This window comes from Sphingomonas montanisoli (assembly GCF_008274695.1).
Classification (GTDB): Bacteria; Pseudomonadota; Alphaproteobacteria; order Sphingomonadales; family Sphingomonadaceae; genus Rhizorhabdus; species Rhizorhabdus montanisoli.
Genome location: NZ_VTOU01000001.1, coordinates 697,573 through 716,889, shown reverse-complemented (window position 1 = coordinate 716,889; position 19,317 = coordinate 697,573). Strand labels below are relative to the sequence as shown.

Sequence of the window (19,317 nt, the reverse complement as noted above, 5' to 3'; positions counted from 1 at the left end):
CATGCGCGTCAGGGGAAGGTCAGTTCCAGTCCGCCCGATACGGTGATCGCCTGACCGCTGATCGCGGCGGCGGCGTCGGACAGGAGGAAGGCGATCATGCCCGCGACATCGTCGGGCGCGCCGACGCGACCCAGCGGGGTGCGCGGCTCGATCATCGCGCGGAAGGCGGCGGCGCCTTCGGCCCCCATCGAATCCGCCACGCTGTCGCTCCAGATGAAGCCGGGCTGCAGCGCATTCACACGCACGCCGGTCGACGCGAAATCGCGCGCATAGGCCAGGCTGAGCCCGATCATAGCCGCCTTCGATCCGCCATAGGCCGACGCGCCATAGCCGGCGCGGATGCCCGCGACCGATGCGATGTTGATGATCGCGCCCCCGCCGCTCGCCGCGATCGGGTGGAGCGCCTCGTCCATGCCGGTGCGCATGCCGCGATAGTTGATGTCGGTCAGGAATTGCAGATCGGCCTGCGCCAGTTCGGCGATCGTCCGGTTCTTCTGCTCGCCCGCATTGTTGATCAGGCCGTGGATCGCGCCGCGCGCGGCGATCACAGCCGCAATCGCGGCGGTCCAGGCGTCCTTGCTGGTGACGTCGAGCGACACGGTCATCCCGTCGCCACCTGCGGCGCGCACCAGATCGAGCGTCTCCTGCGCCAGCGGCTGCTTGCGCCCGCCGACCGCGACGAAGGCGCCAAGGCGCCCCATCTCGATCGCGGTTTCGCGGCCGATGCCCGATGTCGCGCCGGTGATCAGAATTGTCTTCCCTTCGAGCCGAGGCGATGCCGCGCCCGTCGCGCCGCGCCCGTCGAGCGTGATGACCGCGCCGGTCATGAAGCGGCTGCGATCGTCGATCAGCAGCTCGGTCGCCGCGCGGACATGCGCGGGGTCGGCCGATGCGGGGAAGCCCAGCCGGTTCGATCGCAGCGTCAGCCCGGCCTTGGTCGCGTCGAGCAGGGCGCCCGACAACGCGAGCGTGAAGGCGTTGGCGCCGGCGTCGAGTTCGGGGGCGGGCTTGCCGGGTTCGACGGTCAGATATTGGACGAGCAACGTGCCCTGTCCGCGCATCAGCCGGTTGGCGTTGCGCGCCGCGAGCCAAGCCGAATGGAGAGCGACCTCGGCCTTCACGTCGCCCAGCGCGGCGGGTGGACAGTGGACTTGCAGGTCGATCGCGTCATCGCCGATCAATGCCGCGATCCGATCCCAGTCGGCCTCGACAGCGCAATCGGCCTCGATGATCTCCGCACCCGCCAGAGCCCCCAGCGTGTCGCGCAGTCCCGCATCGCAATCGCGATCGACCGTGAGGATCAGCCGATCGCGCCGGCCAGCCAGCAACTCAGCGGCGATCAGGCCGAAACGGGTGCCGGCGTTGGACAGGAGCGCGGTCGCCATCGTCTCAGAACCCGATCGACGCGCCGAAATTGACGTAGAGCTGCGTCTCGCCGGTCGTCGCCAGCGCGCTGATCGCGTCGGCGGGGGGATAGAAGAAGTAAGCGTGGCGCGGGCCGGTCTCGCCGCCGTCGACCGCCAGGCCGCCTTCGATCACGAACATCTCGAGATAGGTCGGCAGGCTGCCGACGCTGCTCGTCCAGCCGGCGGGAAGCTTCACGAAGGCGGTGCCTTCACCTGTATCGGGATCGGTGCTGAGCACGCAGACTTCAGCCGTGCCGCCCAGGAAGGTCGTGACCGTCCAGCCCTTGTCCGCCACCGGATCGCGCATCGCGGTCGGCGCGCGGGGCGGGGTGGCGCCTTCGACGGTGTAGAGATCGGCCTTCAGCGGCTCAGGCACGAAGTTGAAATCGAGATCGCGGCCGACGCGCGACAGGAACAGCGATTCCTCGCGGATCGCGCTCTTGAAACCATGCACGGTCAGCGGCGGATGAAAGACATAGGTGCCGGGCTTCACCCACAGCCGGCTGTCGAAACTGAAATCGCCCGCGACGCCGAGAATCTCTTCATAGGTGTGGTGATAATGCGCGACCTTGGGCGGCTCGTAATTGTCCGCCGGGCACAGCCGCTGCAGCGCGGTGCGCGCGCCCGTTTCGGTGTCGCGGCTCAGCATCTTGCTGTAGAGACCTGCGGGGCCGAGCGACGCCCAGTCCATCGCATCCACATCCAGAGCCTCGATCCGCGGCCGCATTGGCAAGTCTCCCAATTTCCAGTGATATGACATTATCATGGCCGCGAGGGTGGGACAGGGTGATTGGCCGTTTGTTCGCCACGCGACGGTTCATTGGGACGGATTCGCCATTTGCGATCGCTACGACCAAGGGCAGGCTTTCCGGAATCGCATAGGGGCAGTGCGGTGATCGAGACTTTTCGCGTCGATATTTCCGAGTGCCGGCACGATCATCAGATCGGGGTCGAGCCGTTCGAGGGCTGGGGCAGTCCGGCGCAGGTGCGCGCGCTGCGCCGGCTCGACGACGGATCGTTGCGCAGCGGCCTGATCGCGCTTCCCGCGGGATGGAGCGGCACGGCGGGCGATGCGCCGCTTACGCAGATCTATGTCCGTTCTGGCCGGTTCGAGATCGACGGGCGCAGCCTTGCGGCGGGCGCGTGGATCGTGATCGGCGGCGGTTATGTGGCGGCGTGTGGATCGGACGAGGGATGCGAACTGATCGCCATCTTCGATGCGCCGTGCGAACAGTCGGCGGAACGCGCGCCGATCTTCGAGGTCAACGAGGACGTGTTCGCGATCGAACCGTTCACGCCGGTCATCGGCGGCAAGCCGTTCACCGGGTTCGAACGCCGCGTGCTGTGGCTCGATCCGCTGACTGGCGCCGACACGCGGCTGCTGCGCGTCCCCGGCGGCTTCAAGGGCGGCGGGCCGAACTGGCATCCGGTGCAGGAGGAGATCTTCTGCCTGGAAGGCGACATCCAGCCCGACGACACCCGCCCTATGAGGGCGGGCTCGTTCCTGTGGAACCCCGCTTACAGTATTCACGGCTTCGGCGAGCAGAGCGTGGGCGGATGCCTGCTGCTCGAATGGCATGATGGCCCGTGGGCGATCACGCTGGAACCGGGCATCACGCGGCCCTGAGGGGGGCGTCGTCCACAAAATCATCGTCATTGCGAGCATAGCGAAGCAATCCACTCGGCAGTTCGGAATGGATTGCTTCGTCGCCTTCGGCTTCTCGCAATGACGAGGTGGGGAGAAGGGGAGAGAGCGTTGCCCTCTCCCCAATCGCTTACGCGTTCACCGGCTCGGCGCGGCCCGCATAGGGGACGTCGCGGTTGCCGTAGCGGCGGACGCGGATGTTGGCCTGTTCGCCATGACCCGCAAAGCCTTCGAGCGAGCACAAGCGGCTGCAATATTCGCCGACCATCGCCGACGCGGCGTCGGTCGTGACCTTCTGATAGGTGCAGGTCTTCAGGAACTTGCCGACCCACAGGCCACCCGTATAGCGCGCCGCCTTGCCGGTCGGCAGGGTGTGGTTCGTGCCGATCACCTTGTCGCCGTACGACACGTTGGTGCGCGGGCCGAGGAACAGCGCGCCATAATTGGTCATGTTGTCGAGGAAATAGTCGGGATCCTGGGTCATGACCTGGACATGCTCCGACGCGATCTCGTCGGCGATGCGGACCATTTCCTCGTCGCTTTCGGCGACGATCACCTCGCCATAATCCTCCCACGCGCGGCGGGCGTGCGGCGCGGTCGGCAGGATCAGGAGCAGGCGCTCGATCTCGGCCATCGTCTCGCGCGCCAGCTTCTCCGACGTGGTGAGCAGGATGGCGGGGCTGTCCGGGCCATGTTCGGCCTGGCCGAGGATGTCGGTGGCGCACAGTTCGCCGTCGACACTCTCGTCGGCGATGACGAGCGTTTCGGTCGGGCCGGCGAACAGATCGATGCCGACCTTGCCGTACAGCTGGCGCTTGGCCTCCGCGACGAAGGCATTGCCCGGGCCGACGAGGATGTCGACCGGCGCGATCGACTGGGTGCCCAGCGCCATCGCGCCGACCGCCTGGATGCCACCGAGGACGTAGATTTCATCGGCGCCGGCCATCACCTGCGCCGCGACGATCGCGGGAGCGGGCTTGCCCTGGAACGGCGGTGCGCAGCTTATCACGCGCGGCACGCCCGCGACCTTGGCGGTGATCACCGACATGTGCGCTGATGCCAGCAGCGGGTACTTACCGCCCGGAACGTAGCAGCCGGCCGCGTTCATCGGGATATTCTTGTGGCCCAGGATCACGCCGGGCATCGTTTCGACCTCGACGTCTTTCATGCTGTCGCGCTGGATCTGCGCGAAGTTGCGGACCTGTGTCTGCGCAAACTCGATGTCCTTCAGGTCCTGCGCGGTCAGCTGGTCGAGGCACGCCTGCTTTTCCTTGTCGGACAGGATGAAGTTCTCGGGCGACCAATTGTCGAACTTCTGCGAAAGCTCGCGCACCGCCGCGTCGCCGCGCGCCGCGATGTCGGCCAGCGTGCGTTCCACGGTCTCGCGGACGCTCGCGTCGATCGCCTTCTTCTCGTCGGCTTTCGCGCCGCGCTTCAGCCAGATAGCCATGTTACGGAAACTCCTTGGGAAATCGCTTTTGGATTATTCGGGGCGCGCCCATTTGCGTTCGAAGGCCCAGACGTCCTCGAACCCGATGAGCGAGCAGAATTGCTTGAAATCGAACAGGCGGCGTTCGCCACCCGAGCCGTCGCCGCCTTTCAGCGTGCGCAGGCAATCCTCGACCGCGGCCGCCGCGACCAGGCTGGTCAGCGCCGGGAAGATCGCGAGCGCGAAGCCGATCTCTTCAAGCTGCTTGGGCGGCAGGATCGGGGTGATTCCGCCCGATGCCATGTTGGCGAGGACGGGCGTGTCGACCCCGGCGCAGAAGGTGCGCATCTGCTCCTCGGTCGTCAGCGCCTCGGGGAACAGAATGTCGGCGCCCGCGGCGGCATAAGCGTCCATCCGGCGGCGCACGCCGTCGAGCCCTTCGCTCTGCATCGCATCGGTGCGCGCGATGACGAGGAAGTCGGCGCTCTGCTTCGCGTCGACCGCAACCTTGATCTTCTCGACCATGTCTTCGATCGGTACGATCCGCTTGAACGGGGTGTGGCCGCACTTCTTGGGGAAATCCTGATCCTCGATCTGGATCGCGGTAACGCCCGCCGCCTCATAGCCGCGCACGGTGTGGTGGACGTTCAGGAGACCGCCATAGCCGGTGTCCGCGTCCGCAATGACCGGCGCGTTCGAGCTTTGGACCAGCGTCGCCATCCGGTCGGTCATCTGCGTGACCGATGCGATCCCCGCGTCAGGCAGGCCGTAGGCGGAGGCCGTCAGCCAATAGCCGCTGCCATAGACCGCGTCGAAGCCGACCTCGCGGGCGATCACCGCGGTGATCATGTCCTGAATGCCCGGCGCCACGACGAAGTGGCCCGCGCGCAGCATCTCGGCAAGTTTCGGATCGGCCATCAAATCTCTCCCTCGGATGACCGTCTGGCTAATCGCGTCGCAGCCGCGCTCAACGGTGCGTCGGAGGCATGTTCGCCTGGCGGACAAAGTGGGAGACGCTGTGTCCTTGTCGCGCGATCGTCATAGTGTGACACCGATGTTAGGATGGGCGGCACTATGACGATGAACAGCGGGACCGATCGACGCGGATGGACTTTGGTCTGCGGCCTGCTGCTGGTGATGACGATCTGTCACGGGACGATCAGTTCGGGCTTGCCGACGCTCGACAAGGCGCTGCTCGCCGATCTCGGCATCTCGCGCGGCGATCTGAAGCTGCGCGAGACGATCTTCCTGATGTCGTCGGGGCTTGCGGGCCTTGGGATCGGCATCCTGACCCGCCATATCGCGCCGCGCCGGATCGTGATCGCCGGACTGCTGCTGATGTCGGCCACGCTCTACGCCTATAGCAAAGCCGCGACGATCGGGCAGATCTATGCGCTCTACGTCCTGTTCGGGTTGTGCTTCGCCAGCTCGCACGTCGTGATCATCGTGCTGCTGATCCGTGAACGTTTCGAGACGCGTCGGGCCTTTGCGACGTCGGTGGCGCTGTCGGGCACCAGCATCGGCGCGTCCTTGTTCCCGCCGCTGATGGTGCTCGCGCAGGAGCATATGGACTGGCGGCACCTGCTCGCTTCGCTGTCGATCGTGCCGCTGCTGATCCTGCCCGTCGCGGCCTTCCTGATCCGCCCGCCGCGTGGGGCCGCCGATCCGACGGCGGAGGTTCTCGTCGCGCCTGTTTCGATGGCGTCGACTCCGCGTAGCCGTCTGGGCGTGATCCTGCTGATCGTCGCGACCTTCGGCACCTTTTTCGGATCGACCGCTTTCCTGCTCAACCTGTTCCTCCACCTGCAGGATATCGGGCTGAGCCCGCGCACCGCGGCGGCGGGGATGACGGTGGTGTTCACTCTGGGTCTGGTCGGCAAGGTGGCGGTCGGCGCTGCGGCCGAACGCTGGGGCGTGCAGACGGTGTGGTCGACGCAGCACGTCCTGCTGCTGGGCGGCGCGATCCTGCTGACGATCAGCAAGCCGGCTTTCGCTTGGCCGGGGCTGGTGCTGCTCGGCCTCGGCTGGGCGGGTTGTTATGTGCTGACCCAGGTCGTGATCGCGGACTTCTTCGCGGGGCCGAAGCTGGGGCAGCTCACCGGCTGGTTCATCGTGCTCGAAGCGATCGGATCGGGTAGCGGCGTGTGGCTGGCGGGCGTGTTCTACGACCACTTCGGCAGTTACAAGCCTGCCTTCATGCTGTGCTGCGCGCTAATCGTGGTGGCGTTGGTTGCGGGGCTGTTCTTCCGGCGCGAGGCGATGGCGTTGAAGCGGGCGGCGCTCGTCTAACACACCTCGTCATTGCGAGCGTAGCGAAGCAATCCAGGCCCGCACTGGAGAGGCTCGCGACCTAACTCTAGTGCGGGCCTGGATTGCCGCGTCGCCTGCGGCTCCTCGCAATGACGATGAAAGGGCGGGGAGGGGGGGTTACTCCGCCGCCGCCATCTCGTCGCCGATCGCCTTCGCGCAATCCTTGAGCGGCTCCAGGAACCGGCGGATCGCGTCGGGGATCGACAAAGCGTTGGCGAAGAACACCATCGTCAGCGCGCCCAGCAGGTGTTCGCCTTCGAAGATCGGCACCGCCATCGACGATGTCTTGCCCGGATTGGCCGAATATTGGGTGCGCGTCGCGGCGGCATAACCCTGCCGCCGGATCTTCGCAGTCGCCTCGCCGCTTTCGAACTCGCGCAGGGTGAGGTTGTCGACGCCGCGCTGGTTGACGCGATAGGCCTTGAGCAATTCCTCCTGCTCGTCGGGCGAGGCGAAGGCGAAATAGACCCGGCCCGACGACGATGGCAGCAGCGGCACCTGCCAGCCCGGATAATAATTGTTGAAGGTGAGCGAGGTGAGCGCGCTGGTCGAATCGCGCACCACCATGGCCTGGCCGACGCGCGTCACCACGCTGATCGGCCAGTCGATCAGCCGGGTCAGCCGGGTGATGTGCGGGCGCGAAATGCTCACCAGACGATCGTGATTCTGAAATCCGCACGACAATGTCTGGATCAGGGCGGTCGGGCGATAGCGCTTGCGCGAAGGCTCACGCTCGATCAGCCGCTCCTCCAGAAGCGTTCGGACGATCCGGGTCGCTGTCGGGTGCGGGATGCCGGCATTGTCGGCGATCTCGGTCAGCGTCAGCGCGCCGTTGCGATTGATCGCCTGCAGCACCGCTATGGCGCGGCTGATCGCGCGAATGGACCCGTCTTTTTCGGCCTTCTGGTCGTCTTCCATGCGTTGAAAGGTTCCCCTCCGTCGAACCCGAGTCAAGCGTGGGCGACTACGCCCGTAAGGCACTGTCCGCCAGGCGAACAAATAGCGCAACTCATTGGCGCCATTGCGCAACCGAATGCCATTGCCGGGGTGTGACATACAGAAGACTTGGGTGGGCATAGATGCGTAAAGTCGAAGTTCTGGTGGTCGGGGCCGGCCCCGTCGGGACGGTATGTGCGGCGCGACTGGCTTCGCTGGGTTTGTCGGTGATGCTGTGCGAAGCGGAGTCGTCCTGCGCGAACGATCTGCGCGCCTCGACCTTTCATGCCGCCTCGCTCGAGATGCTCGATGAGATCGACGTCGCCGAGCCGTTGATCGCGCAGGGGCTGAAGGCGCCCGTCTATCAGTGGCGCGATCGGCAGAGCGGCGAGCGGCTCGAGTTCGACCTGAGCGAAGTCGCCGATCGCACCCGCTATCCGTTCCGGCTTCAGTGCGAGCAGTTCTTCATGGCGAACCTGCTTGCCGAGCGGCTGGCCGGTGAAGCCAATGTCGAGGTGCTGTTCAATGCGCCGCTGATCGATGCGCGCGACAATGGCGATGAGGTGATCGCCACGATCGAGCAGAATGGTCAGCTGGTCGAGGTCGCGGCCAAGTTCCTGGTCGGCGCGGACGGATCGCGCTCGATCGTGCGCAAGCTGGTCGGGGCCGAGTTCGGCGGGTTCACCTATGAGGAAAAGTTCCTCAGCATGTCGACCCAGTTCCCGATCGAGGACGTCGTCCCCGATCTGTCCTACGTGAATTACATCTCCGATCCTGAAGAGTGGCTGGTGCTGCTGCGCGTGCCCAAATTCTGGCGCGTGCTGGTGCCGGCGGACGGCGATGCGACCAACGAGGAGCTGACGTCCGACGCGAAGGCGGCCGACGTGTTCCGCCGGATCGTGGGCGATCGGCCGGTCGTCACCGACTATCGCCAGATCTACCGCGTGCATCAGCGCGTGGCCGACAAGTTCCTGAAGGGCCGTATGGCGATCGTCGGCGATGCCGCGCACCTCAACAGCCCGATGGGCGGCTTCGGCATGAACAGCGGCATCCACGATGCGTGGAACTTGGCCGACAAGCTGCACCGCATCCTGCGCAAGGGCGGCGACGCGAGCCTGCTCGGCCTGTTCGAGCGCCAGCGGCGCACCGTGACGCACAGCTTCATCCAGGCGCAGACCATCGAGAATATGGCGCTGATGGAGCAGGGCGCGGGCGAGGCGGCGAAGGTTCGTCGCGAGCGCATGGCCGCGCTCCATGCCGACCCTGACCTGCGCCGGCAATATCTGCTGCGCCAGGCGATGTTCCTGAGCCTCGAGGAAGCGGAGAGCGTCCAATGACCGACCTTCAGATCGCACCCCCCGTTGAGCGTCGCAACAAGGACGTTCAGGGCTATCGCTATAAGTTCGGCGTGCTCGGCCCGTCGACCAACACGATCGTCCAGCCCGATTTCGACGACCTTCGCCCCGCAGGCGTGACCAACCATTACAGCCGCATCGTCGTCGACAATGCCAAGGCGGTGTCGAACGAGAGCTTCATGGCCGGCGCTTGGGAGATCAGCCACAACACGATCGACGCGGTGAAAGGCGTGCTGACCTGCGCGCCCGATTATCTGGTCATGGGCATGTCGGCCGTGACCTTCTTCGGCGGCGCCGAGGGCGCGGTGAAGTGGCGCCAGAATGTCGAGCAGGTCTCGGGCCTGGGCGTGTCGACCGGCGCGGAGTCGGTGGTCGCGGCGCTCAAGGCGTACGGGCAGAACATCAAGAAGGTGGCGTTCTTCTCGCCTTATTATCCGACCGCCAATGCCGAGGTCAGCAACTTCCTGTCCGACCACGGCTATGAAACGGTGCGCGACATTCCGCTGCAGTGCCCGTCCTGGCTGTCGATCGCCGAGCAGACGCCCGAGACGATCCGCGATACGTTCAAGGCGCTCGACGGCGACGATGTCGACGCGCTGATCCAGTGCGGCACCAACGTGTCGGCGATGCGGATCGCGGCGGCGGCCGAATTGTGGCTCGGCAAGCCGGTGATCGCAATCAACACCGCGACCTATTGGCACGCACTGCGCGCCAACGGCGTCATGGATCGCAAGGAAGGTTTCGGCCGTCTGATGGAGGAATTCTGATCATGGGCGTGATGCGCAAGACCGAGAAGCCGCTTCAGCGCGTTCGCGCGTCCGAAATGCCCTGGGAGCCGCTGGGCAAGCACGGCCTGCGCCGCCGCCTGCTGGGCCTCGACGAGGCGACCGGGCATGTCACGTCGATCGTCGGCATTCCCGAGAACTGGCGCGGCGGTGGCGTCGCCCATTATCATGACGCGGTCGAGGAAGTGTTCATCCTCGAAGGATCGGTCACGCTCGACGACGTGCATTATTGGAAGGAGGGCGACTATTTCTATCGCCCCGCGCATATCGTCCACGGCCATGATGAAAAGTCGCATATCGGCGCGATGGCGCTGACCCGCAGCGACGGCGTCCTCGTCCTCAATCTCGTCCACGAACCGGCCGAGCCGAAGGAATATCCGCTGCCGGAATCGAACGATCCGCGCGGCCACGTCTTCAGCCTGCCGGTCGCCGATGTCGCGGCAGGCCCCGACGCAGCCTTTCCGGCCGAATGGGGCATCAAGCCGCTCAGCGCCGATCCGGTGTCGGGCGCGCGCACTTTGATCGCCGAAATCCCCGCCGGCTGGCAGGGCACGGCGCCGGTGCTGGGTGCGGATTGGGAGGCGTTCATCCTCGCCGGTTCGGTCGATGGCACCGCGGGCGACTTCGTGCCGCAGGATTATACGTCGGGTGAGGCGGATACGCCGCTGCTGGGCGCGACCGGCTCCGCAAAGGGCTGCACCGTCCTCGTCTGGCAGTTTGGCCGTCAGTAATGCGAGCGGCACGACTACACGGTCCGGCGGATCTGCGGATCGACGACATCCCTATTCCTACGCCCGGTCCGGGTGAGGTGCTGGTGCGCGTGTTGGCTTATTCGCCCTACGGCACCTGTCTGGGCGTCTATCTCAATCGCGGCGGGCGCTACGTCACCGAATATCCGATCGGCATCGGCGCCGATTTCTCGGCGGAGATTGCGGCGCTCGGGCCGGATGTGACGGGCTTCGAAGTCGGCCAGCGCGTGACCGCGCAGTCGCTCGACAATTGCGGCACCTGCGCGAACTGTTCGGCGGGCCGCACCAACCTCTGCCTGTCGCCCGATCTCGGCCGCTACGTCCGTCAGATCTGCGCGCAGGATTATGCGCTCGTTTCGGTGCGCAAGCTGTGCGTGATGCCCGATGGCGTCAGCGATGAGGCGGCGGCGATGATCACCGGTTTGGTCGACGCGCTCAACGCCTTCGACAAGCTTGGCCTGCCCGAAGGTTCGCCGGTCGCGATCGTCGGGGTCGGCGCGATGGGGCATGGCGCGATCGCCACCGCCCGCGCAATCGGCCTCAAGCCCATCGCCATCGGCGGGCGCGGCGCCAAGGCCGGCATGGCGGGCGAACTGGGCGCCGAGCGCGTGTTCCGCATCAATGCGCATGGCGAGGATGTCTCGCCGGCGGTTCTCGAAGCCTTTCCCGGTGGCTTTGCTGGTATCGTCGAAACCTCCGCGACCGAATGGGGCATGGAGCAGGCGTTCAAGGTCGCGGCCCCCGGCGCCACGATCGCGCTGACCGGCGGCGGCGCGCTGCCCGTCACCAACTGGGATATCGTCAACCGCGAACTCCACGTCGTCGGCGTGCGCGGCGGCCCGGATCAGGCGCGCGCGCTGCGGCTGATTGCGGAAGGCAAGCTCGATCTCTCCCCGACGATCAGCGCGCGTTTCCCGCTCGAACAGGCGGCGGACGCCTTCGCGCTGCTGACGGGCGACGAGGCCAAGGATGTCGGCCGCGTGATCATCAAGATCGCCCGATAAGCCGATGGCGGGCCGCACCCTCTACGACAAATTGTGGGACGCGCATGTCGTCGCCGACATGGGCGACGGATCGACTTTGCTCTATGTCGATCGCCACCTGTTGCAGGAGGTGAGTACCCACCAGTCCTTCCTCGCCCTTCGCGACCGCGATCGCCCCGCGCGCCGGCCCGACGTGAACCTCGCCGTGCCCGATCATGCGGTGCCCAGCGACGGGCGCAGCGAGGCGCTGACCGGCCTTGCCGCCGCGCAGGTCGCGCGGCTCGCGGAGAATGCGCACGACTTCGGCCTGCCGCACATCGCGCTCGATGATCCACGCCAGGGCATCGTTCATGTGATCGGCCCCGAACAGGGCTTCACGCTTCCCGGCATCACGCTGGCCTGCGGCGACAGCCACACCTCGACCCACGGTGCTTTTGGCGCGCTGGCCTTCGGTATCGGCGCGAGCGACTGCGCGACGGTGCTGGCGACGCAGTGCATCGTCCAGACGCGCGCCAAGACGATGGAGGTCCGGATCGAGGGCGAACTGCCGGCCTGGGTCGGGGCGAAGGATCTGGCGCTCTACCTGATCGGCCGCTTCGGCGCGGGCTTCGGCACCGGCTATGCGGTCGAATATCGCGGCGAGGCGGTGTCGGCCATGTCGATGGCCGCGCGCATGACCCTGTGCAACATGACGATCGAGGCGGGCGCGCGCATCGGCCTCGTCGCGCCGGACGCGACCACCTTCGCATGGGTCGAAGGGCGGCCTTATGCGCCGCAGGGCGACGCCTTCGCCGCCGCCGTCGATTACTGGCGCACGCTGCCGAGCGATGCCGACGCCGTCTATGACGCGACCCTGACGGTCGACGTGTCCAACCTCGCGCCGCAGGTGACGTGGGGCACCAACCCGCAGGACGCCGCCGCGATCGGCGGGTGCGTGCCCGATCCCGAAGCCGCGCCCACCGAGGCGGCAAAGGCGCAGCAGCGTCGCGCGCTCGATTATATGGGCCTGACGGCCTGCGCGGCGCTGACCGACATCGCGATCGACCGCGTCTTCATCGGCAGTTGCACCAACGGCCGGATCGAGGATCTGCGCGAGGCCGCGAAGGTTGCCGCCGGCCGCCGCGTCGCACCGAACGTCCGCGCGCTCGTCGTCCCCGGCTCCACCCCGGTCAAGCATCAGGCCGAAGCCGAAGGGCTCGACCGCATCTTCCGCGACGCGGGCTTCGAATGGCGCGAGGCGGGCTGTTCGATGTGCGTCGCGATGAACGAGGATCGGCTGACCCCCGGCGAACGCTGCGCCGCCACGTCGAACCGCAATTTCGAAGGCCGTCAGGGCCGGGGCGGGCGCACCCATTTGATGAGCCCGGCCATGGCCGCCGCCGCCGCCGTCACCGGCCACCTCGTCGACGTGCGGGATCTGGTATGAAGCCGTTCACCACGCTCGAAGCCCCCGCACTCGCTTTGATAGAGGATCGGATCGACACCGACGTGCTGTTCCCGGCGCGCTTCTTGCTCATCATGGAGAAGGACGGGCTGGGCCGGTACCTTTGCTACGACCGTCGCTTCGATGCGCAGGATCAGCCCGTCGACAATCCGGTCGATCCGGCGCTTGCGGCCGGCGCGGGCATCGTGCTGGCGGGGCGTGAGTTCGGTTGCGGATCGAGCCGCGAGCAGGCGGTGTGGGCGCTCGCGGGCGCGGGCATCACCTGCGTCGTTGCCGAAAGCTTCGGCGAAATCTTCGCAGCAAACTGCCTGCGCAATGGCGTACTGGCGATCCGGCTGGGCCGCGAGGCGATCGGCCAACTGGCCGATGCCGCCGCGCAGGGCGCGCTGAGCGTCGACCTTCCGACGCAGCGCGTCGGGCGCGGCGACATCTCGATCGCGTTCGATATCGACGCGCCCGCCAAGGAACGCCTGCTCAACGGCTGGGACGAGATCGACACGATCATGGCCCGCGCCACCACCGACATCGATGGGTTCGAGGCCGCACAGCGCCGCGCCCAGCCCTGGCTCTACTGAAGGACGAGAAAGATGAGCGACGACCTGTCCGAAAACTATGCCCGCGCCTTCGGGCGTCGCGTCGGCTTCGGCGACAAGCTGGCGCTGATCGTGATCGATATGGTCGAGGCGTACTTCAATCCCGAATGCGATCTCTACATGGGATCGGACGCCTCGCTCCTCTCCACCCTGCGCGTGCGCGAAGCGGCGCGGGCGGCGGGCGTGCCGGTGATCCTGACCAACGTCGTCTATCATCCGCTCGCGCTCGACGGCGGCCGCTTCTTCGAAAAGTCGAAGCCGCTGCGCTATTTCCTTCAGGGCAATCCGATGGGCGCATGGCCCAAGGGGCTGGTGCCGGAGGCCGACGAACTGATCGTCTCGAAACAATATCCCAGCGCCTTCTTCGGCACCTCGCTCGCCTCGACGCTGACGGCGATGGGCGTGGACGGCGTGATGCTGACGGGCGTTTCGACCAGCGGTTGCGTGCGCGCGACCTGCGTCGACGCGATGTCGCACGGTTTCCGGACCTCGGTGATCGCCGATGCCTGCGGCGACCGCCACCCCGCGCCGCATGAAGCGAATCTGTTCGACATGAACGCCAAATATGCCGACGTCGTCAGCGAAGCCGAGACGATCGCGCACCTTAATGGGCTCGCCGCCAGGCGCGCCTGACGTTCGAACACCCGCAGGAGGGCGTAGCGCCGGGCGAGGGCTGGTCCCCTTGTCCGGCGTTTTCCGTTGCGGTCGAAACATGCATGTCCGCCAGGCGAACAAAGCCCTTTGACCCCGTTCCGTCATACGGGCGCGCCACGCAAAACTCTTTCCCTGGACGGTGGCGCCGCGCGCCGCCTTGGGAGGGAGACCCGGCATGACCAGCATAGAGATCGTCGAGGTCGGCCCGCGCGATGGCCTTCAGAATGAAAGTGTCGTCGTCGCGACTGTGGACAAGATCGAGCTTGTTCGCCGTGCGGTGAGCGCGGGTGTCCGGCGGATCGAGGTGGCAAGCTTCGTCAACCCAAAGAAGGTGCCGCAGATGGCCGACGCCGCAGAGGTGATCGCCGGCCTGCCCGACATCGACGGCGTCACCTATATCGGCCTCGTCCTCAACGTGCGCGGCGCCGAACGGGCGCTGGCGACCAAGGTTCACGAACTGGGCGCGGTGTGCGTCGCGACCGACAGCTTCGCGATGCGCAACCAGGGGCAGACGGCGTTCGAATCGGTCGATGTCGCGCGCGACATCATCCGCCTCGGCCTCGCCGAAGGGCGCAGCGCGCAGGTGACGATCGGCGCGTCCTTCGGCTGTCCGTTTGAAGGCGATGTTTCGCCCGATCATGTCGTCGAAATGGCAAAGCGTCTCGCCGACGCCAACCCCCGCGAAATCGCGCTGGCCGACACGATTGGCGTCGCGGTACCGTCGCAGGTAACCGACCTGATCGGCCGCGTCCGCGATGCGATCGGCGACATTCCCGTCCGCTGCCATTTCCACAACACCCGGAACACCGGCCTCGCGAACGTCTGGGCGGCGGTGGAGGTGGGAGCCGCCACGATCGACGCCTCGCTGGGCGGGCTGGGCGGCTGCCCCTTCGCGCCGGGCGCAGCGGGCAACGTTCCCACAGAGGACGTCCACTATCTGCTCGATCGCTCAGGTGTGGCGACCGGGCTCGATCTCGACGCGCTGATCGCGGCGAACCGCTGGTTCACCGATGTGATGCGCAAGCCACTTCCTTCGATGGTCGCCCGCGCCGGCGGCTTTCCGCAGAATATCCGGAGCAACTGAGACATGGCATATCGTCTGGGCGTCGACGTAGGCGGCACCTTCACCGACCTGCTTCTTCTTGAGGAGGAATCGGGCAGCTTCTGGCGGCACAAGACGCCGTCGACCCCGGCCGACTCTTCGGTTGGCATCCTGAACGGGGTGACGGCGATCTGCGAGAAGGCGGGGATCACGCCCGCCGATATCGAGACCTTCCTGCACGGCACGACGGTTGCGACCAATGCGGTGTTGGAAGGGAAGGGCGCACGCGTCGGCCTGATCGTCACGCGCGGCTATCGCCAGATCATGCAGATCGCGCGCAGCTTCGTGCCGGGGGGGCTTGCGGGCTGGATCATCTGGCCGAAGCCCGAGCCGCTGGCGGCTTTGCTCGACACGTTCGAGATCCAGGGACGTCTGGACGCGCGCGGCAACGAGATCGAAGCGATCGACGATGCCGATATCCGCGCGCAGCTTGAGAAGCTGAAGGCCCAGGGCGTCGAGGCACTGACGGTCAGCCTGATGAACGCCTATCTCAACGGCGCGCATGAAAAGCGTGTCGCCGAACTGGCGGCCGAGATCATGCCCGACATTCCCGTCTCCTTGAGCCATGAAGTCCTGCCCGAAATGCAGGAATATGAGCGCACGCTGACGACCGTTGCCAACGCCGCGGTGCGCCCGGTGGTCGGCCGCTACGTCCGCAACCTGCGCTCCAAGCTGCGCGAGAGCGGGATGGCGGGGCGCCTGTCGCTGCTGCGGTCGGACGGCGGGCTGATGTCGTCGGAAATGTCCGAACAGCATCCGGTGTCGCTGCTGATGTCCGGGCCTGCGGGCGGCGTCACCGGCGCGCTCTGGGTCGGCAAGAATGCGGGCATCAAGAATATCCTGACGCTCGACGTCGGCGGCACCTCGACCGACGTTGCTTTGATCGAGAACCTGGAAGCCCGGCGCGTGCGGACTACCGAGGTCGGCCACCTCGCGGTTCGCGCCTCGGCGCTCGACGTCAAGACGGTGGGCGCGGGCGGGGGTTCGATCGCCTATGTCCCCGAACTGACCAAGGCGCTGCGCGTCGGCCCGCAGTCGGCGGGCGCGGTGCCGGGGCCGGTGGCCTATGGCAAGGGCGGCACGCTGCCGACCGTGACCGACGCGAACGTCGTGCTGGGCTATCTCCCCGAGGCTTTGCTCGGCGGCACCTTCAAGCTCGATCGCGAAGGATCGATTGCGGCGGTCCAGACGATCGCCGACGCGCTGGGCATCGGCCTCTACGAAGCCGCGCGCGGCATCATCGATATCGTGAACGAAAATATGTTCGGCGCGCTGCGCATGATCTCGGTCCAGCAGGGTTACGATCCGCGCGACTTCGCGCTGATGGGCTTTGGTGGCGCCGGTCCGCTCCATGTGAACGCCGTCGCGCGCCTGATGGGCAGCTGGCCCGCCGTATCGCCGGTTTCGCCGGGCGTGCTGTGCGCGCTGGGCGACGCGACGACCCGCACCCGCACCGAGACCGCGCGCAGCTTCTCCAAGCGCTTCGTCGAAACCAACGAGGCCGAAGTCATCGCGATCCTCGAAGAGATGCGCGCGCAGGTGGAGAAGCAGCTGACCGATGACGGCATCCCGGCGTCGGAGATCACCGCACAGTTCGAAATCGACGTCCGCTATGAAGGGCAGGCGTTCGAAGTGCCGCTGTCGATCGATCCCGAAACGCTGCGCCGTGACGGCCTTGCCGGCGTCGAGGCGCGCTTCGACGAGGAGCATCACCGCCTCTTCACCTTCAACATGGAAAGCCCGCATGAGCTGGTGAACCTGCGTGCGGTCGCGATGGGCGCGACGCTCGATCTGCCCGCGGCCGATCTGCCGGTCGGCGACGGCGATCCCGCGCAGGCCAAGATCCGCGATCATCAGATCTGGCTCGACGGCGATTTCCGCCCCGGCGCGATCTACGACCGCGCGAAGCTGGAGCAGGGGGACGTCATCCCCGGCCCCGCCATCGTCATCGAGATGGACTCGACCACGCTCATCGAGGGCGGCTGCGTCGCCACGGTCGACCGCGTCGGCAACATCCTGATCAATCCGGCCGCCTGAAGGAGGCTATAGAAGATGCCCGCACAGATCATCGAAACCCATCCCGCCCCCTTCGCGTCGAAGCCGATCGATCCGGTCACGCTGGAGGTCATCGAAAACGCGCTGCGCAATGCGCGCGTCGAAATGGACGCCACCCTTGTCCGCACCGCGATGTCGCCCGGCATTCGCGAACAGGGCGACGCCTTCCCGTTGATCGCCGACCATAAGGGCCGCATGATCGTCGGCCAGTTCGGCAGCTTCATCGGCGGCTTCCTGGCCGGCTATGAAGGCACGATCGAGGAAGGCGACATGTTCATGATGTCGGATCCTTATTCGGTCGAAGGCGCGATCAGCCATTCGAACGACTGGATGGTGCTGCTCCCCGTCTATCGCGAGGGCCGCCTGCTCGCCTTCACCGCGATGTTCGGGCACCAGAGCGACATCGGCGGCAAGGTCGCCGGTTCGATGCCGATCGACGCGCATTCGATCTTCGAGGAAGGCGTGCGCATCCCGCCGGTGAAGATCTATTCGAAGGGCGTCTATAACGCCGATCTCGTCCGCCTGATCATGCACCAGTCGCGCAAGGCCGATTGGTGCAAGGCCGATCTGAACGCGCTCATCGCCTCGTGCCGCGTCGCTGCGCGCCGGATCGAGGAGATGGCGGTCCGCTTCGGCGAGGACGTCTATGTCTCGGCGACCGAGGAGCTGCTCGCGCGCAACTATCGCGCGATGAAGCACCTCATCTCGACCTCGATCGGCGAAGCGCCGGTCAGCTTCGAGGACTTCATCTGCGATGACGGTATGGGCTTCGGCCCGTACCGCATCAAATGTTCGATGTGGCGCGAGGGCGAGACCGTCATCCTCGATTTCGACGGCACCGATCCGCAGAGCCCGGCCGCGATCAACTTCTTCCTGAACGAGAACATGTTCAAGATGTTCTTCGGCATCTACATGATCATGGTCTTCGATCCGCAGATCCTGTTCAACGACGGCTTCTACGATCTGATCGAGGTGCGCATTCCCAAGGGTTCGCTCCTCAAGCCGAATTACCCCGCCGCGCTCTCGGGTCGCACCCACGCGCTCGGCCGCATCTTCGACATTTTGGGCGGATTGCTGGGGCAGAAGACCCCGGAATTCCTCAACGCGGCCGGCTTCTCCTCCTCGCCCCATCTCTTCTATTCGGGCGTGGATGGCGAAGGGCAGTGGTTCCAGCTGTTCCAGATCGGGTTCGGCGGCATTCCGGGGCGTCCGATGGGTGACGGGCCGGACGGCCATTCGCTGTGGCCGGGCTTCACCAACGTGCCCAACGAATTCCTCGAGCGTTACTTCCCGCTCGTCATCGAACGCTATGAGACCGCCCCGGATTCGGGCGGGGCGGGCCTCCACCGCGGCGGCAACGGCATCCACATGACCTACCGCTTCACCGAGCCGGGCACGATCGCGATCCACGACGATCGCTGGTTCACCAAGCCGTGGGGCGTCAACGGCGGCAAGCCGGGCGCGCGCGCCAGGAAGATCCTCGAAAAGGCCGACGGCACCCAGACCATCGTCGGCAACAAGCTCGAGAATATGGCCGTCGAAGCGGGCGACATGCTCCACTTCATCACGTGGGGCGGCGGCGGCTGGGGCGATCCGCTCCAGCGCGATCCGGCGCTGGTCGCGAAGGAAGTCGCCCAAGGCCTCGTCACCGTCGAAGGCGCGCGCGCTTATGGCGTGGTGATCGTCGACGGCGCGGTGGACGACGCCGCAACGGCAATGCTGCGCACGGAGATGACCTCGCCCGATCCGCTGCCTCTGTTCGATCATGGCGGCTCGATCGAGGAACTGCGCGCCACCTGCGAAGCCGAAACGGGCTTGCCCGCGCCGCAGCAGCCGGTGTGGCGTCACCTCGCGGTCGCAGCGGAGTAAGG

General features: G+C 66.3%; 17 protein-coding genes. 12 read left to right on the top strand and 5 right to left on the bottom strand.

From position 1 onward, the window contains the following. Positions 1-8 precede the first annotated feature (8 nt). Complete coding sequence (locus FYJ91_RS03610) at positions 9-1,385, bottom strand: SDR family NAD(P)-dependent oxidoreductase (RefSeq protein ID WP_149520895.1); 1,377 nt, start codon at positions 1,383-1,385, stop codon at positions 9-11. Between the two features lie 4 nt (positions 1,386-1,389). Then, positions 1,390-2,133, bottom strand: coding sequence for a cupin domain-containing protein (locus FYJ91_RS03605; protein ID WP_181008325.1), 744 nt, complete (start codon positions 2,131-2,133; stop codon positions 1,390-1,392). 165 nt (positions 2,134-2,298) lie between these two features. Between FYJ91_RS03605 and FYJ91_RS03600 the strand changes: the two genes are divergently transcribed. Continuing rightward, the gene (locus FYJ91_RS03600) at positions 2,299-3,033 is read left to right on the top strand and encodes a cupin domain-containing protein (RefSeq protein ID WP_149520893.1); all 735 of its coding nucleotides are present in this window, start codon (positions 2,299-2,301) and stop codon (positions 3,031-3,033) included. A gap of 148 nt (positions 3,034-3,181) precedes the next feature. On the opposite strand, the gene hisD is transcribed toward FYJ91_RS03600, so the two are convergent. Together hisD and FYJ91_RS03590 are read right to left on the bottom strand one after the other, a co-directional pair. Then, positions 3,182-4,501: a histidinol dehydrogenase gene (gene hisD, locus FYJ91_RS03595; protein ID WP_149520892.1), complete on the bottom strand. Its 1,320-nt coding sequence runs from the start codon at positions 4,499-4,501 to the stop codon at positions 3,182-3,184. Positions 4,502-4,534: 33 nt separating this feature from the next. After that, complete coding sequence (locus FYJ91_RS03590) at positions 4,535-5,398, bottom strand: isocitrate lyase/PEP mutase family protein (protein WP_149520891.1); 864 nt, start codon at positions 5,396-5,398, stop codon at positions 4,535-4,537. Positions 5,399-5,554: 156 nt separating this feature from the next. Here FYJ91_RS03590 and FYJ91_RS03585 point away from each other — a divergent pair, with 156 nt between their 5' ends. Then, positions 5,555-6,769 carry an MFS transporter gene (locus FYJ91_RS03585; protein WP_181008324.1) on the top strand — a complete coding sequence of 405 codons (1,215 nt, stop codon included), beginning with the start codon at positions 5,555-5,557 and terminating at the stop codon, positions 6,767-6,769. 138 nt (positions 6,770-6,907) lie between these two features. Here FYJ91_RS03585 and FYJ91_RS03580 read toward each other — a convergent pair whose 3' ends face one another. After that, a complete protein-coding gene (locus FYJ91_RS03580) occupies positions 6,908-7,708 on the bottom strand; it encodes a helix-turn-helix domain-containing protein (RefSeq protein ID WP_181008323.1) in 801 nt (266 codons plus the stop codon). A 161-nt stretch (positions 7,709-7,869) separates the two neighbouring features. Between FYJ91_RS03580 and FYJ91_RS03575 the strand changes: the two genes are divergently transcribed. The 10 genes from FYJ91_RS03575 (at position 7,870) to FYJ91_RS03530 (ending at position 19,315) form a co-directional block, all read left to right on the top strand. Continuing rightward, entirely contained in the window at positions 7,870-9,063 is a 1,194-nt protein-coding gene (locus FYJ91_RS03575; protein WP_149520888.1) for an FAD-dependent oxidoreductase, read from the top strand. Further along, entirely contained in the window at positions 9,060-9,848 is a 789-nt protein-coding gene (locus FYJ91_RS03570) for a maleate cis-trans isomerase family protein (protein ID WP_149520887.1), read from the top strand. The genes FYJ91_RS03575 and FYJ91_RS03570 overlap by 4 nt, the downstream gene beginning before the upstream one ends. 2 nt (positions 9,849-9,850) lie before the next feature. Next, positions 9,851-10,597 carry a cupin domain-containing protein gene (locus FYJ91_RS03565; RefSeq protein ID WP_149520886.1) on the top strand — a complete coding sequence of 249 codons (747 nt, stop codon included), beginning with the start codon at positions 9,851-9,853 and terminating at the stop codon, positions 10,595-10,597. After that, positions 10,597-11,619, top strand: a complete 1,023-nt coding sequence (locus FYJ91_RS03560) for a zinc-dependent alcohol dehydrogenase (protein WP_149520885.1) — start codon at positions 10,597-10,599, stop codon at positions 11,617-11,619. Before FYJ91_RS03565 ends, FYJ91_RS03560 begins: the two co-directional genes overlap by 1 nt. Positions 11,620-11,623: 4 nt before the next feature. Then, positions 11,624-13,024, top strand: coding sequence for a 3-isopropylmalate dehydratase large subunit (gene leuC, locus FYJ91_RS03555; RefSeq protein ID WP_149520884.1), 1,401 nt, complete (start codon positions 11,624-11,626; stop codon positions 13,022-13,024). Further along, positions 13,021-13,617, top strand: a complete 597-nt coding sequence (gene leuD, locus FYJ91_RS03550; protein WP_149520883.1) for a 3-isopropylmalate dehydratase small subunit — start codon at positions 13,021-13,023, stop codon at positions 13,615-13,617. The genes leuC and leuD overlap by 4 nt, the downstream gene beginning before the upstream one ends. Before the next feature lie 12 nt (positions 13,618-13,629). Further along, the gene (locus FYJ91_RS03545; protein WP_149520882.1) at positions 13,630-14,268 is read left to right on the top strand and encodes an isochorismatase family protein; all 639 of its coding nucleotides are present in this window, start codon (positions 13,630-13,632) and stop codon (positions 14,266-14,268) included. Positions 14,269-14,464: 196 nt separating this feature from the next. Beyond that, positions 14,465-15,373, top strand: coding sequence for a hydroxymethylglutaryl-CoA lyase (locus tag FYJ91_RS03540; protein WP_149520881.1), 909 nt, complete (start codon positions 14,465-14,467; stop codon positions 15,371-15,373). 3 nt (positions 15,374-15,376) lie between these two features. After that, a complete protein-coding gene (locus FYJ91_RS03535; RefSeq protein WP_149520880.1) occupies positions 15,377-17,428 on the top strand; it encodes a hydantoinase/oxoprolinase family protein in 2,052 nt (683 codons plus the stop codon). A 15-nt stretch (positions 17,429-17,443) separates the two neighbouring features. Next, the gene (locus FYJ91_RS03530) at positions 17,444-19,315 is read left to right on the top strand and encodes a hydantoinase B/oxoprolinase family protein (RefSeq protein ID WP_149520879.1); all 1,872 of its coding nucleotides are present in this window, start codon (positions 17,444-17,446) and stop codon (positions 19,313-19,315) included. Positions 19,316-19,317 lie beyond the last annotated feature (2 nt).